The sequence below is a fragment of the Pontibacter chitinilyticus genome (assembly GCF_039748935.1).
Classification (GTDB): domain Bacteria; phylum Bacteroidota; class Bacteroidia; order Cytophagales; family Hymenobacteraceae; genus Pontibacter; species Pontibacter chitinilyticus.
Map to the genome: position 1 here is coordinate 338,431 of NZ_JBDIZJ010000004.1, position 13,705 is coordinate 352,135.

16 protein-coding genes are annotated in these 13,705 nt (G+C 51.2%); 9 read left to right on the forward strand and 7 right to left on the reverse strand.

The window, feature by feature from the left end:
• A complete protein-coding gene (locus ABDW72_RS09640) occupies positions 1–1,185 on the reverse strand; it encodes a hypothetical protein (RefSeq protein ID WP_347158336.1) in 1,185 nt (394 codons plus the stop codon).
• Positions 1,186–1,920: 735 nt separating this feature from the next.
• Positions 1,921–2,574, reverse strand: a complete 654-nt coding sequence (locus tag ABDW72_RS09645) for a fasciclin domain-containing protein (RefSeq protein WP_347158337.1) — start codon at positions 2,572–2,574, stop codon at positions 1,921–1,923.
• Between the two features lie 155 nt (positions 2,575–2,729).
• Here ABDW72_RS09645 and ABDW72_RS09650 point away from each other — a divergent pair, with 155 nt between their 5' ends.
• The gene (locus tag ABDW72_RS09650; RefSeq protein WP_347158338.1) at positions 2,730–3,188 is read left to right on the forward strand and encodes a peptidylprolyl isomerase; all 459 of its coding nucleotides are present in this window, start codon (positions 2,730–2,732) and stop codon (positions 3,186–3,188) included.
• Positions 3,189–3,273: 85 nt separating this feature from the next.
• Here the strand turns inward: ABDW72_RS09650 and ABDW72_RS09655 are convergent, their stop codons facing one another.
• Entirely contained in the window at positions 3,274–4,041 is a 768-nt protein-coding gene (locus ABDW72_RS09655; protein WP_347158339.1) for a ZIP family metal transporter, read from the reverse strand.
• 236 nt (positions 4,042–4,277) lie between these two features.
• Here ABDW72_RS09655 and ABDW72_RS09660 point away from each other — a divergent pair, with 236 nt between their 5' ends.
• From ABDW72_RS09660 to ABDW72_RS09675, 4 genes are all read left to right on the forward strand, one after another.
• Complete coding sequence (locus ABDW72_RS09660; RefSeq protein WP_347158340.1) at positions 4,278–6,131, forward strand: pyruvate kinase; 1,854 nt, start codon at positions 4,278–4,280, stop codon at positions 6,129–6,131.
• A gap of 171 nt (positions 6,132–6,302) precedes the next feature.
• Entirely contained in the window at positions 6,303–6,533 is a 231-nt protein-coding gene (locus ABDW72_RS09665) for a hypothetical protein (RefSeq protein ID WP_347158341.1), read from the forward strand.
• A gap of 12 nt (positions 6,534–6,545) precedes the next feature.
• A complete protein-coding gene (locus ABDW72_RS09670) occupies positions 6,546–7,046 on the forward strand; it encodes a hypothetical protein (protein ID WP_347158342.1) in 501 nt (166 codons plus the stop codon).
• A 93-nt stretch (positions 7,047–7,139) separates the two neighbouring features.
• Positions 7,140–7,337: a YwbE family protein gene (locus ABDW72_RS09675; RefSeq protein ID WP_347158343.1), complete on the forward strand. Its 198-nt coding sequence runs from the start codon at positions 7,140–7,142 to the stop codon at positions 7,335–7,337.
• Between the two features lie 28 nt (positions 7,338–7,365).
• Here ABDW72_RS09675 and ABDW72_RS09680 read toward each other — a convergent pair whose 3' ends face one another.
• Both ABDW72_RS09680 and radC read right to left on the reverse strand, forming a co-directional pair.
• The gene (locus tag ABDW72_RS09680; protein WP_347158344.1) at positions 7,366–7,743 is read right to left on the reverse strand and encodes a four helix bundle protein; all 378 of its coding nucleotides are present in this window, start codon (positions 7,741–7,743) and stop codon (positions 7,366–7,368) included.
• Between the two features lie 40 nt (positions 7,744–7,783).
• On the reverse strand, positions 7,784–8,509 hold the full coding sequence (gene radC, locus ABDW72_RS09685; protein ID WP_347158345.1) for a RadC family protein: 726 nt from the start codon (positions 8,507–8,509) through the stop codon (positions 7,784–7,786).
• Between the two features lie 162 nt (positions 8,510–8,671).
• Between radC and ABDW72_RS09690 the strand changes: the two genes are divergently transcribed.
• The 4 genes from ABDW72_RS09690 (at position 8,672) to uvsE (ending at position 12,732) form a co-directional block, all read left to right on the forward strand.
• Entirely contained in the window at positions 8,672–9,901 is a 1,230-nt protein-coding gene (locus ABDW72_RS09690; protein ID WP_347158346.1) for a metallophosphoesterase, read from the forward strand.
• 317 nt (positions 9,902–10,218) lie between these two features.
• Entirely contained in the window at positions 10,219–10,911 is a 693-nt protein-coding gene (locus tag ABDW72_RS09695; protein ID WP_347158347.1) for a hypothetical protein, read from the forward strand.
• Between the two features lie 260 nt (positions 10,912–11,171).
• Positions 11,172–11,777, forward strand: a complete 606-nt coding sequence (locus tag ABDW72_RS09700; protein WP_347158348.1) for a carboxypeptidase-like regulatory domain-containing protein — start codon at positions 11,172–11,174, stop codon at positions 11,775–11,777.
• A 58-nt stretch (positions 11,778–11,835) separates the two neighbouring features.
• The gene (gene uvsE, locus ABDW72_RS09705; protein ID WP_347158349.1) at positions 11,836–12,732 is read left to right on the forward strand and encodes a UV DNA damage repair endonuclease UvsE; all 897 of its coding nucleotides are present in this window, start codon (positions 11,836–11,838) and stop codon (positions 12,730–12,732) included.
• 2 nt (positions 12,733–12,734) lie between these two features.
• Here uvsE and ABDW72_RS09710 read toward each other — a convergent pair whose 3' ends face one another.
• Both ABDW72_RS09710 and ABDW72_RS09715 read right to left on the reverse strand, forming a co-directional pair.
• The gene (locus tag ABDW72_RS09710; protein ID WP_347158350.1) at positions 12,735–13,226 is read right to left on the reverse strand and encodes a DUF4112 domain-containing protein; all 492 of its coding nucleotides are present in this window, start codon (positions 13,224–13,226) and stop codon (positions 12,735–12,737) included.
• 171 nt (positions 13,227–13,397) lie between these two features.
• Entirely contained in the window at positions 13,398–13,652 is a 255-nt protein-coding gene (locus ABDW72_RS09715) for a hypothetical protein (RefSeq protein ID WP_347158351.1), read from the reverse strand.
• Positions 13,653–13,705: the final 53 nt, after the last annotated feature.

Genomic DNA, 13,705 nt, shown 5'->3' on the forward strand with positions numbered 1-13,705 from the left:
TTAGCGGCTTAAGTTTAACCATAAGTTCACTTCCAGGCTCAAGCCAACAAATGGCCTAACGTAGATCCTATCTAAGCTCAGGTCTGAAAGGCTGTTACCACCTTTTTTGTCCTGCAGTACCGTAGCGCCGGCATTCAGGCGGATGAAGGGCAGCACCTTGTAGCCAAGTCCAACAAACACCGGCCGCTGCACCAATGGCCCTGTCGCTACCTTGCCATCGCCAAAATCCAGGTTCTTGAGAAACACACCTGCCGATATGCTGGTGTTGTTCCAGAAAGCAGAAGAGAAAGGTGCTTTACCCAGCGGCAACGAAATGCCTGCATAAGGCGCTGTATCGGAGGTAAAATTGCTGGCGCTGCCGGAATAGTATACTCCGCCATAGCCGAAGTTAAGGGCGATCACATTTTTGGTTTTCTCCGTAGCGTAGTCCTTTATGATCTTGGTATCAGTCAGTGCATACAGCTGTGGCCCTACGTATTGCGCTACCTCTCCCTGTACCAAACTTTTTAAAGCTTCCAGTTGCTCCTGCGCATACTTTAACCGGATTTCCGTTTTGTCAGCGTCCTCTTTACTAAAGATGTTAAAGCGGGCTTTTTTGAGGTTCAAGTCCTGTATCTGCTTCAGCTTATCGAGCACGATATCCGAAAAACCATCAAACTTATAGTTGATCTGGTTTCGGTAAAGCGACAATCCCTGGTTTACAATAGCATTCATATCGCTGCGAACGGTACTGGGATTCTCCCGCATCTCGATGCTGTTTCGCTCTACCTGATACGATTGATTGATGTAGGCGGAGAGCGCTTCATTTACCTGCCCCAACAACCGGCGCTGCTGCCTAACTGTGATCGGGGAGTAAAAGTTGAGCACAAACGTATACTCTTCGTTGCCACGCAAGGGCTGGCTAACCGGAATAGAAAACGTATTCTGCCTGCTGCCAACCCGCCGTTTCCAGGAGTTCTGATAGAATGGTTCTTTCTTTGTATTGCTCGACTCATATAGTTTCAGTTCTACCAGGCCAATGGTGGGGCTGGTTTCTCCGGTAACTATAAACTTGGTTTCAGCAGGCAATGGCTGGCCATCGTCGAAATAAGCCCGCTCGTAGTTAAACATAACAGTTTTGTACTGCGCCATAGCAGGCATGCTCACTATCATAAAGATGAGGAGTACGTAAAGTTTAGATTTCATAGTTTTTGTATTTTATGATGGTTATCAACAGGCCGGGGCACAGCGGCTGCTGCAAGGCCCCGGGCAGATCAGGCAGCATGTTGCTGTGTTTATTTCCTGCTCCAGGAGAGGTAGATCCCTGTTGTTCAGTAGCGCTGCCGTTGCACAGGATTTACTCGTAAATCTGCACTACAGGTTACTGATATTACACTATTTTTACATTATTAGTATACGGGATAAAAACAGGAGCAATCGGATAATGTTTGTTTTTTACGTTAATTTATACAATTCAGCAGGTACACAGGGGTAAGAAGTAAGCTAGCTGCCGCAAGGCTAATTTCAGCTATTTACCAGATCAACAAAACGTTACACGGGCTATTACATGCCATCACTACCTTTCCCTTGCGGCATAAGATTGGAAGCTATTTGCTAACTGGGGCTTTATCCTATACAATTCTTCAAATCTGATTTCTCTGCTGCTATTGATTTTATAACAGAAGAACAAGTATGATAAATTGCACTTTTATACTATTCAGTTTTATACCTCAGGCTCTTGCCTCACATTAAAGCTGCTTCTGCTGATGGGAAGTATACATGCGCAAAGAGCCGGATATTACAGATTGGCAGAAGCGGAAGGCATCTTTTAAGTAGACTGTGTTAAAAACAAAAAGGCTCCCGGGCAATCTCGCCCAAAAGCCTTTTTGTTTTTCTAATGTTCCTGCACCCGCTCATGCGGAACGAACGACGTGCAAGGCTCTACTTCTCTGCCGGCACCAACACTTTATTGATGATGTGAATTACACCGTTGCTGCTCTCTATATCTGCTTTTTCAATAGCGGCGCCATTGATCATGACATCTTCCAGCTTTTTATCTACTTTCAGCTGCCCGTTGCCCAGCGTACGCAGCGTGCTGCCACTCTGCAGGTCTGCCGCGCTGATTTTTCCGGCAATGATATGGTTCTGCAAAATATTAACCAATCGCTGCTTGTTCTCTGGCTTCATCAGGTCCTCCAGGGTACCCTCCGGCAGCGCATCAAAGGCTTCGTTTGTAGGAGCCAGCACCGTGTAGGGGCCGGTACCACTTAGTTCCTGCACCAGGCCGGCCTGCTTCACAACCGAATCAAACGTGGTCAGTTCCGCGTCAGAAATCAAGTTTTCCGTGATGCTCTTCGATGGCATCATGGTATAGGCTCCGAGCGAAGCGCCGTCCTGCTGCACGTTGGCCTCCTTGGTCTGTTGGGCTCCCGGTGTATTCGGGTCAGTCATCCGGGCATCTTCCTGCGCGCCGGGGCTAGGCTTTGTTTCCCGCTGCAGTTCGTTCTCAGCATTCTGATCGTTTGTGCCGCAACTTATAAGTGCGGTACTGCAGCATATAGCAATGGCATAGGCCAGTCTCCTTGTTTTTTTCATAGTGTTACTTTGTACTCTCTTGGTTGATTTTGACACTTACCGGCAGCAAGAATGGCAGCCTAAGCCGTAGCAAATCCTGCCGCTTAGGTTTCTTAAACTATAAATTGCTTACTTTTGTTATCCGGATTGATTTTTAAGCTTAACCAGAAATATACATGAGAACTGCAGAGATCCATACCGACAAAGGCGTGATGAAAGTAGAGTTTTATGAGAAAGACGCTCCTAAAACCGTACAAAATTTTATAGACCTCGCCAACAAAGGCTTTTATGATGGCCTGACCTTCCACCGTGTTATTCCCGACTTTGTGATACAGGGCGGCTGCCCTAACTCGCGCGAAGGTGCCAAAGGAGTGCCCGGTACCGGTGGCCCCGGCTACAAAATAGACTGTGAACTGACCGGTGATAACCAGTACCACGACCGTGGGGTGCTGAGCATGGCCCACGCCGGCCGCAATACCGGGGGCTCTCAGTTCTTTATTGTACATAGCCGCAAAAACACGGCCCACCTGGACCGTAATCATACTTGCTTCGGCAAAGTGGTAGATGGACTGGACGTGATAGACGATATTCGTGCCAACGACCGGATTCAGAAGATTGTGGTAAACGAGGAATAGTCCCGCTGCAGGCTATACCTGTAAGTATAACCTGCTTTGCATTGTTTTAAGTATAGGCCGCTCCTAACCAGGGCGGCCTATACTTTTATCGGGTCAGCTGGCTCAGCACAAAGGCTACCAGAAAACCTGCCACCGTGATCAGGCCGGTAAAGTCGTGGGCATACTCAAACGCTTCGGGTATCATGGTATCAGAGAGCATGGCCAGAATAGCGCCGGCAGCCAGCGCCATGGTAGCAGAGACAACTTGCGGCGAATACCCGCTAAACACAGAATAGCCCGCCAGCGAAGCGCCACCAAGAATCACAGCGATGCTCAGCCACACACCAAAAACATAGGTTTTGGAACGGCCCGCCTTTTTCATTCCTGCTGAGCTGGAAAGGCCTTCTGGAATGTTGGACAGGAAAATAGCAGCCACCGCTACCAGGCTTACCGCACCGCCCTCAATCATACTTACCCCAATCACGATCGCCTCGGGTATCCCATCTACCAGCGAGCCGATCGCCAGGGCCATGCCGCTGCCGCTGTTCTCAGCTTCTGTGGCCTGCTGGTGCCCCGAGCGTTTACGGTGCCTGGCTCCCTGATGTGCCAGAATGTAATTAGCCCCAGTAAAAATTGCGGCGCCTAGAAAAAAGCCAAGCCCGGTGGCAATAAAGCCGCCCCGCTGGTATGCCTCGTCCATGAGCTCGAAGGAAAGCGCCGAAATCAGGACGCCACTGCCAAACGCCATAACAGCTGCTACCACACGCTGCCGCAGCGGTACAAAATAACCCACGCAGGCGCCAATCAGAAGCGCTGACCCAGCTACCAGGCCCCACAAACCAGCTTTCGCCCAAACAGGGATGTCTATTGCCATACTATCATCTTATTTGAAAATTATAGTACGGCAAACGTGGCTGCCTGGTCAGTTCAAAAGTGCTGTGGCCGATGAAATTTCCGGCATCACTTTATGTCTTACCCAGCACACTCTCCTTTAGCTGCTGCTCATCATTCATTTAACAATGCGTTTCAATGTTACTTCAACAGCTAACATGTTATCTTATAATACCAAACCAGCGTAGCCATAGTATAATACTCCTTTTTTAAAGTGCCATGCCGCAGAACACCCTCCTTTATCAGCAACTTATCGGGCAACTGGAGCAGTTACACCAACAGGCCATAGCGTTAGAGTTAAAACTGACTCCGGCAATCGTTAATGTGCATCCTAACTTCCGGAAAAGTGCGCAGAACCTAGCTCATTACCTGGCGTTGCGCCAGCATGACATCCGCAGTCTGCAGCAGACCTTAGCGCAGTTGGGCCTGTCGTCGCTCGGGCGGGCGGAAGGGCACGTGCTGGCCAGCTTACAGGCGGTGCGCCACCACTTGTGCTGCCTGGCAGACTGCAAACCCTCGGAAGAACACCTGGCTGTTTCTTTTTTGGAGAACGACACGCTGCTAGCCACCCACAACAACGATCTGCTTGGCCCGGCACCGGAAAACCGCAGTACCCGCATCATGGTCACCTTTTCTTCAGACCTGGCCGATAATTACGAGCTGGTGTGTCGCCTGCTACAGACGGGTATGAACTGCGCCCGCATTAACTGCGCCCACGACGATCCGCAAGTATGGCTCCGGATGGTACAGCAAATCCGCAAAGCCAGCGAGGCACTCCACCTCCCTTGCCAGATTCTGATGGACCTGATGGGGCCGAAGCTCCGGACAGGTCCGCTTCAGCCCGGGCCACCCCTGCTCATTATACGCCCGGTACAAAACAAGCTCGGACAGGTAGTGGGACCAGCAAAAGTATGGCTCACTGCTGCCGGTGGGCCAGTTCCTGCCGGAACAGATGCCACACTGCCGCTAGATGCAGACTGGCTGGCTGGGTTACAGCCCGGAGATCAGCTATACTTTACCGATACCCGCGGCCGCAAGCGACAGCTGTCCGTAGTGCAAAAAACGGTGGATGGCGTGCTGGCCCACCTGCTCAAGAACTCCTACATCTCCACCGGCACCCTGCTGAAAGTTAAAACCGACACCATGCGGGAATGCACGGCTGCCGTGGGTCAGTTGCCAATTGAAGAAGAGCCGTTGCGGCTTAGAAAAGGAGACATGCTGCTGCTCACTAAAGCACCCACGCCCGGCTCGCCAGCCAAATACGATGCGCAGGGACATGTGGTGCAACCGGCCAATATCTCCTGCACGCTCCCCGAAATATTTGCGCAGGTAAAAGCCGGCCAGCCAATCCTATTTAACGATGGGAAGATTGAAGGACTGGTGCAGCAGGTAAATGAAGAGCAGATGCAGGTAAAAATCACCTATGCAAGCGACACTGGCAGTAAACTACGGGCCGACCAGGGCATTAACCTGCCCGATACCAAACTGCAGCTAAATGGCCTGACAGATAAAGACAAAGAAGACCTGCGCTTTGTGGCTGAGCACGCCGATATAGTAGGCTTGTCATTTGTGAATGACGCTAGCATGGTGAAGGCGCTGCAGCAGGAACTCCGGCAGCTGAATGCAACCGAGAAGGGAATTATGCTCAAGATCGAGACCAAAGAAGGCTTTCATAACCTGGCGCAGCTGCTATTGGCCCTGATGCAGAGCTACCCGGCAGGCGTGATGATTGCGCGTGGCGACCTGGCGGTGGAATGTGGCTGGCAACGACTGGCCGAAGTGCAGGAAGAGATTTTGTGGCTGTGCGAGGCGGCCCACATGCCCGTAGTATGGGCCACACAGGTACTGGAGACGCTGGCTAAGAAAGGACGTCCTTCGCGGGCCGAGATCACCGATGCGGCCATGGCCCAACGTGCCGACTGTGTGATGCTGAACAAAGGCCCTTACATTGTACAGGCAATTCAATTGCTCGACGATATCCTAAACCGTATGCAGGCGCACCAGCACAAAAAGACTTCCATGCTGCGCAGCCTTGGTATCTCCGACCTGGAGGGGCTAACGCAGCCGAAGTAGCATTTTTACAACACCTCAAAATGCGCCTGGCTACCCTACTCTTTTCAAATTCAGGACAATAATTTATTATTTAACATCGTTTTTATATAAATTTACCCGATAAGCTACGTTATACTGGTGCTGCCTACGCTGGCCGACACCAGACGCAATGTTTCACCAACTATAGTTGACATGAACAACACAAGCATTCGGAGAGCTTTATATTTACTGGCGGCGCTAATGATAGCAGGGGGCATCTTAGTGCGGGTGCTGCACCACAACGCCGACAACCTCGACCTGCACCTGATTCTGGCGGGCCACCTGCTAATACTGGCGGGCATCTTCATCCACATGAAGCAGGTTACAGAGGAGCAAAAGTCGCAGGAACCCAGGGATAAACACCTCCGGCAACTTAACAATTAACCTGCTTCTCCTATGAAAACCCACTTCCTCGCCGCACTCTTTTGTATACTTGCTCCAGGGGCGGAGGCGCAGCAACTGATGCCTGCCACTGTTACCATGCAGGCAAGCTTACAGCTGCCGCAGCCCTACCTGCTCATCAACTCACAGGAGACGGCGATGAGCGCTTTTGTCCTGAACCCGGACCACATCCAAAGTATAGAAGTGTTTAAAGGTCCTGCCGCCGTGGATAAGTATGGCGACAAGGCAAAGGCCGGCGCGGTGGTGATGACCTTGAAGGAGGACGTGAAACTGGCGCGGCTGGAGCAGGTATACGCCGCCTTTAACGTGCCAGAGCAGCAGCGAAGCCTGAAACTCGCCATTGACGACAAGCCGGTCAGCGACCCCGAACTGCTGCTGGCCAATCTGCCTGACATTGCGCGGGTGGAGGTGAAACAGCAGGACCTGACCGCGCCCGCCCGCTTCAGCTTCGACCCCGATGCGCCATACCTCAACATCGTCACAAAACAGCTCTAACAAAAGCGTACGTGTGGCTTGTAGAGTTCACGCCATACTTCGCCTTACCTGTAAATGTTGTACCTTGCAGCCTCAACAAAACCACACGCAAGTATGGACGGAAGAAAACGCGCCAACATCAAGCCGGGCCTGCACGTCAACATCGTGCTGAAAGAAGACCAGCGCACCGGCAACCTGACCGAAGGCTACGTGCAGGACATCCTGACCAACTCGCCCATGCACCCCCACGGTATCAAAGTACGCCTGGAAACCGGCGAAGTAGGCCGGGTGAAGGAAATCCTGGAGAGTTAGAGAGTTTAAGAGCTAGAGGGATTGGGAGTTATTTTTTTATGGCAGATTTTCGGATGCTGGTGAGGATAGCGGTCAATTCATCAGCTTCTTGTTTTAGTTGCACTAACCGATGTGCAGCGATAATACCAGATTCTTCTAAAACTTCGAGCCAAAACAGCGTCTCGTCTGCCTCCTCCAACACCACACCAATTTTGGCAGCAAATTCTGCCTTAGACCTCGCGCGGCAGGCCGAACGATAATTCGCCGCCACTGAAGTTGACGCACGTAACAACTGCTTTCCCAGAAGCTGCGCCTCCGTGTTATAGGGCAACGATTGAAACAGTTTTATTATCCGTAACGCAAATGCTTTCGTGCGCTTTTTAAACTCCTCCGCAAAAGCAAAATTACTCAGTCTCTCCTCACTCATAACCTTCTAATTAACTTTCTAACTCTAAAACTCATCAGGCTCACAATCCTCCTTCATCGGCGAAGCTGTAGTAGTCGTTGTCGGTAAAGATGATATGGTCGAGCACGGGCAGATCGAGGAACTGGCCGGCTTCTTTCATTTTTTTGGTGAGGGTGATGTCGGCAGCGCTGGGTTTAAGGTTGCCGCTGGGGTGGTTGTGCACCAGTATCACGGAACTTGCCAGGTGCTCCAGCGCTCTTTTAAAGATGATCTTCGGGTCGGCTACTGTGCCGGCCACGCCGCCGGAACTGATACTCTCTTTCTTCATCACGATGTTGGCGCGGTTCAGCAGGATGATCCAGAACTCCTCATGGGGCAGGTCCAGCAGCTGCGGCTTAATGTAGTTGTATATGTCCGTGGAGCAGGTGATGCGCGTTTTGGCCACGGCAGCTGTTTCTTTACGGCGGCGGCCCAGTTCCAGAGCGCTCACAATGGCAATGGCCTTGGCCTCACCAATACCTTTGTGCTTCATCAGATCCTTTACCGTGAGCCGGGCCAGTTCATTCAGGTCGTTGCTTACGGCAGCAAGTATAAGCTTGGCGACATCTACGGCTGTCAGTTTGGCGGTACCCGAGCCGATCAAAATGGCAATCAGTTCAGCGTCGCTTAGGGCTGCTTTGCCCTTCAGGAGCAGTTTTTCACGGGGACGATCTTCCTCAGCCCATGTTTTGATGTTCAGCGAAGCCTGATAAAGTACAGGTTCTACAACTATGGCAGCCTCTCTCACAACGGTATAGATTTTGATAAGTACAAGATGTTAGCTCAAGCAGATTTAACTTTAATTAGTTCAACAGGAGCCAATATATAATCAGAATAATCATACTTTAAAATAACAATTGAACAGCTGCGCCAGCATAGTAAAGGGTGCTTTTGTTTTAAAATATATCTTATGTCACAAGCATTTTCGAAGTTTCTCAGCAGAGGAGTTGTTATCCTGCTGCTGTTTCTGCTGGATCTTTATGTCTTCCAAGCCGTGAGAACAGCCACACAAGACCTGGCACCACTCACGCAGCAACTGCTGTTTTATACTTACTGGGCTATTTTTGTATTGATGGCGGGCACCTTTATACTTGTCTTAGCTATGCGCGGCACGCCGCCTACTGCTTTCCAGACGTATTATGTAAGCTTGCTTTTCGGCTATTTTGCTGCCCAGCTAGTCGCACTCGTGTTTCTGGTGCTCGATGACCTGGTACGGCTGGGCAAAGAGCTTTTCAGCAGCACTGCGGATGTGCCCCGCAGTGAGCTATTGAGCCAGTTAGGCCTGCTACTCGGCGTTGTGATCTTCCTGGCATTTATTTGGGGCATGGCAAAGGGCGCTTATACTTACCGCGTAAAGCACATCACCTTACGCTTTCCGAACCTGCCCCAAGCATTCAATGGTTTTAAGATGCTGCAGATCTCAGACCTGCACACCGGCAGTTTTCAGTCGCTGGCCCCCCTCCAGGAAGCAGTACAGCTCATAAACAAACAACAGGCGGATGTCGTGTTCTTCACCGGCGATCTGGTTAATAACATGGCGGTAGAGGTGCAGAAGCACATCCAGACGCTTAAGGAGATCAAGGCGCGGATCGCTGTTTTCTCAGTACTTGGCAACCATGATTATGGTGATTATGTGCGATGGCCAAACCCCGAAGTCAAGCGCCAGAACCTGCGCACCCTCATTGAAAGTCATGGCAAAATGGGTTGGGATATCCTGCTGAATGAAAACCGGGTGGTAGAGAAAGATGGCGAACACATCGCCGTATTGGGTGTGGAGAACTGGGGCAATCGGGCTGGCTTCCCTAAGTATGGGCAACTGGATAAAGCGTATGCCGGCGTGGAGGATGTTCCGTTCAAGGTACTCCTCTCCCATGACCCGTCGCACTGGGATGGCGAGATTACCAAACAGTACCCGGACATAGACCTGACCCTCTCAGGCCATACGCACGGCATGCAGTTTGGCCTGAATGTGTTTGGCTGGAAATGGAGCCCGGTGCAGTATGTGTACAAGCAGTGGGCGGGCCTTTACAAAAGAGGACGGCAGTTGCTGTACGTCAACACCGGGCTAGGCTTTCTGGGCTATCCGGGCCGTGTAGGCTTCCTGCCTGAGATCACCGTGTTTGAACTACAGCGGGCCTGAGTAGTGCCTCTAAGTCTAAATAAAAAGCCGCCGGTTGCTAAACCGGCGGCTTTTTATTTAGACGCTCATCCTCGTTTAATTTAAACCTGGCAGCAAAAGTACTGCCTGCTTATACTTGCTGCCGGCACAGTTTGCTTAGGCTATGTGCGTGCCTCCTGCATACTTCGCCTGCCGCATACTTGAAAACCGGTTTAACCGAAACGACTGTAATTACAAACATTAAAATAAGCTGCCCGTAAAAATCAGGATATTATAACACTTGTTTATACGGCTCCGCAACTATAAACACATACAACAGACTTAATTACCAAGCAACTATGAAAAAGATACTTTATTCCATATTCGCAATAAGTACTATTTTCCTGGCCACATCCTGCAACCAGGAAGACAGGGGAACTACCACGGAAATAGCTTCTGCCAATGACGACGAGAGCGTAGATCCGGATCATATCCGGGGCTATGGCAATAATCCTTCGGATGCAGGTGGTGATATGGAAGGCAGCCCGGCGGCCTTGTACCGCGAGCGTTCCGAGAATGTGGCTGCTACTATGTCGTCGGACCTGGGGCTGGATAAGCAGACCCAGGACAGCGTACGGCAGATTATTTATGATCAGCAGCAACAGCTGGGGCAGTTAACCAACGCAGGCGGTAACATGTCGACTGGCAGGAGAGGCGGCGAACCTGATAACGATACTGAAAACGATACTAAACTTAACAACAGTACCGTAAACGACCCGCAGCGCCCTAACAACAACCAGGGAAATACCACGAACGATAACACCGTCAGCGCTTCGGGCAACACAGCGAGCAGCGCAAACGGCACCGGCAGCAGCAATGTTTCCAATGCAGGCAATGCGGCGGCAGGCTCTATGCAGGAAACCAGTACGGTTGAAGCAGATGCCTCCCGAAAGCGTATCATGCAGCAGACAGACAACAGGCTGAAAGGCGTACTTACGCCCGCCCAGTGGCAGAAGTATCAGCAGAACCGAAACAAGTACATCGTACAATAAGTGGCTGCCGGTTTGTAAAAGCAGGTTACACTGCGAAGGCATTCCCTGCAACTGACAGCCCCAATACCAAAATCGCGCGGCCTGCAGCCTATCTAGTTGCAGGCCGTCGGTATGTAAGCCCTTTATCAGGAGAATGCTATATTTTTGAGGATGGTATAATTTTTGACCAACTTTGGCGTACTTACATTAGTTTTACCGCCCCGCTTGCGGCCGGCCCGTAGCCAGATCAGATGCCCAGATACCTTTTACTTTTTTTCTTCATGCTTCCGCTACTGCTCTGTTGCCTGCCCGCGCAGGCGCAGAAAAATATACGGCTTAGCGGAACCGTCTTGCAGTCGGACCGCAAAACGGCGGTTCCGGGCGCAACTGTGGTGAAGGTGAATAGCAAATTGGGCGTGCTGACCGATGCAGAGGGCAAGTTTAAGATTGATATAGCCCAGACCGATACACTGCTGATCCGTGCAGTGGGCTTTAAACCTGTGCTATACTTGCCTAACCAACTGCCGGTATCAGAACTGCGCGTCAATATCATTCTGAATGAAGATAGTGTGATGCTGGGAGAAGTGGAGATAACCAGCCGCCCCTCCCCGGAAATGATAGAACGGGCTTTGCGCAACATGAAGCGCTCCCAAACCAGCCAGGTGAAAAAACCCGGCTACATTCCGGGACTGGAGCCACCGCCTCCCCCTGCTGCACCTGCTCCCAGCGTGGCCAGCCCTGTTAGTTTGATGTATGACTTGCTGTCTAAAGAAGGCAAAGAGAAACGCAAGTTGAACGAACTGCTGCAACAGCAGGAACTGGAGCGGCAACGCAAAGAGCAGGACAAGTATAACAAGTTTTTCAAAGACAACACCGGTTACGAATAAAGCCATCAAACATTCGGGTTGCTGCGTAGGTTATATTTAAATAAACCCGTGGCTACTTATGAAGATTGGATATCCCTGTATTAACCAGACCCTCGACTGCAGTTCTTCCCGCACGTTCCGGCTTGCTTCGTATTCAAAGGAGCGCCTGATCGAAACGGTGGAGCAGAACCTGGCCTGCCTGCGCCGCATTCTGGAGTATAACGTGCAGCATGGCATGCTGTTCTTCCGCCTCACCTCCGATCTGGTGCCCTTTGCCTCGCATGCTGTAAACCAGTATAACTGGCAGGAGCACTTTAAGATGACCTTCCGGCGGCTGGGCAGTTACATCCAAAGCCACAACATGCGCATTTCCATGCACCCCGACCAGTTTGTAGTGCTTAATTCGCCCAATGAACAAACGGTTAAGAACAGCATTGCGGAACTGGTATACCAGGGCAGCGTGCTGGACCTGCTGGGGCTGGATACCACCGCAAAGCTGCAGATACATGGGGGTGGCGCCTATGGTGATAAATCAAGTGCTATAGCCCGCTTTGCCGAAGTATACCATACGTTGCTGCCCGAAGCTGTAAAAGCCCGCCTTTGTGTTGAGAACGACGACCGCACCTATACCTTGCAAGACTGCCTGCAGCTGCATGAACTAACCGGCATGCCCATTATCTTCGATAATTTTCACCATGAATGTGTAAACAACGGCGAGCCGATGCGGGAAGCGGTACAGATGGCTGCTGCTACCTGGCACCCCGGAAAAGATGGTATCCTGATGATGGACTATAGCTCGCAGGCACCGGGAGAGCGCAAGGGCAAGCACATCCAGCACATCCAGCAGCAGCTCTTCCACGACTTTCTGGCAGAAACAGAAGGCCTGGATATGGACATTATGCTGGAGATAAAAGACAAAGAAGCCAGCGCCCTGCAGGCAGTTGAACTGGCTAAGACTCTCGGACGGCTTAGTTAAGTTTAGGAGGCCAGCAGGTGATACAGCCACTCCCCTGCCTGCCAGAATGCCCATACCAGGAAAATCAGCAACACGGCAAGCCCCACCAGCACACCGATAATAACACCTTTGCCGCTGCCTTGGTACTTGCCCTCGTCATAGTGGCGGCGCAACAGGCGCACGTTCCGGTCGTTGGCTTTAAACGCAAAATCAAAAATGTTGCCTAGCAGCGGAATACTGCCCAGCACCGTATCAATCGCTACATTCAGCAGCATGAGGGCTACCAGCTTGCCACTGGCTCCGTGGCGGGCCATGGTCAGTATCAGCATGGCTGAAACACCAAAAGAGGCCAGATCGCCGGCGATGGGGAGCAGCCCCAGAATTGGGTCGATGCCAAAACGGAAGCTTGTGCCCGGCAGGCGAAACTGGCTGTCCATCAGGTGCGAAATATGATCTACCCACTTCAGTTTCTCCGAAGCCGGTGTGCGCAAGTAACGTGTGTTGTTGTCTGCCATAAGCGCTTATACGGCTGCATGGCGCTGAAGATACCGCTGCTACGGCTTACAGCTGCGCCTATGATTCAAGCCGTTTTAGCAGCGCTCACCTTCACTAAGTAGCAAGCGTCCGCAGTTTATACTTCTATACCGGTAAAAAGCCTGTCTGTCCTGCACCTGTTTTGCGGGCATTTAGCTTTTCTTCCCTTTGCCCTGCTTTTTACTGCTTTCCTGCTTGGTACCATTTGAGGTACGTTGCCCCTTGGCTTTGCTGTGATTGGGATGATGGGGATTGTTTGGATTTTTGTACCAGCCCTTGTGCAGTCCATTGTCGTGGCCATTTACGGCTTGCACCCTGTCTGCCGGATGCTTACGCGAAATGGAGCAGGAGGCAACCGTTATGCTCACTGTCAGCACAAAAAACCCTGTTAGTAATCGCTGTATCATAAAGTATAAATATAGCTGTGGAGCATACCGCTTAAATATTGTGCCATAAATAT

Excerpts from the sequence above, each read along its gene's own strand:
- ABDW72_RS09645 (WP_347158337.1), bottom strand. The coding sequence starts at position 2,574 with ATGAAAAAAACAAGGAGACTGGCCTATGCCATTGCTATATGCTGCAGT.
- ABDW72_RS09695 (WP_347158347.1), top strand. The coding sequence starts at position 10,219 with ATGAAAAAGATACTTTATTCCATATTCGCAATAAGTACTATTTTCCTG.
- uvsE (WP_347158349.1), top strand. The coding sequence starts at position 11,836 with ATGAAGATTGGATATCCCTGTATTAACCAGACCCTCGACTGCAGTTCT.
- ABDW72_RS09660 (WP_347158340.1), top strand. The coding sequence starts at position 4,278 with ATGCCGCAGAACACCCTCCTTTATCAGCAACTTATCGGGCAACTGGAG.
- ABDW72_RS09710 (WP_347158350.1), bottom strand. The coding sequence starts at position 13,226 with ATGGCAGACAACAACACACGTTACTTGCGCACACCGGCTTCGGAGAAA.
- ABDW72_RS09715 (WP_347158351.1), bottom strand. The coding sequence starts at position 13,652 with ATGATACAGCGATTACTAACAGGGTTTTTTGTGCTGACAGTGAGCATA.
- ABDW72_RS09650 (WP_347158338.1), top strand. The coding sequence starts at position 2,730 with ATGAGAACTGCAGAGATCCATACCGACAAAGGCGTGATGAAAGTAGAG.
- ABDW72_RS09655 (WP_347158339.1), bottom strand. The coding sequence starts at position 4,041 with ATGGCAATAGACATCCCTGTTTGGGCGAAAGCTGGTTTGTGGGGCCTG.
- ABDW72_RS09640 (WP_347158336.1), bottom strand. The coding sequence starts at position 1,185 with ATGAAATCTAAACTTTACGTACTCCTCATCTTTATGATAGTGAGCATG.
- ABDW72_RS09680 (WP_347158344.1), bottom strand. The coding sequence starts at position 7,743 with ATGAGTGAGGAGAGACTGAGTAATTTTGCTTTTGCGGAGGAGTTTAAA.
- ABDW72_RS09675 (WP_347158343.1), top strand. The coding sequence starts at position 7,140 with ATGGACGGAAGAAAACGCGCCAACATCAAGCCGGGCCTGCACGTCAAC.
- ABDW72_RS09690 (WP_347158346.1), top strand. The coding sequence starts at position 8,672 with ATGTCACAAGCATTTTCGAAGTTTCTCAGCAGAGGAGTTGTTATCCTG.
- ABDW72_RS09700 (WP_347158348.1), top strand. The coding sequence starts at position 11,172 with ATGCTTCCGCTACTGCTCTGTTGCCTGCCCGCGCAGGCGCAGAAAAAT.
- ABDW72_RS09670 (WP_347158342.1), top strand. The coding sequence starts at position 6,546 with ATGAAAACCCACTTCCTCGCCGCACTCTTTTGTATACTTGCTCCAGGG.
- ABDW72_RS09665 (WP_347158341.1), top strand. The coding sequence starts at position 6,303 with ATGAACAACACAAGCATTCGGAGAGCTTTATATTTACTGGCGGCGCTA.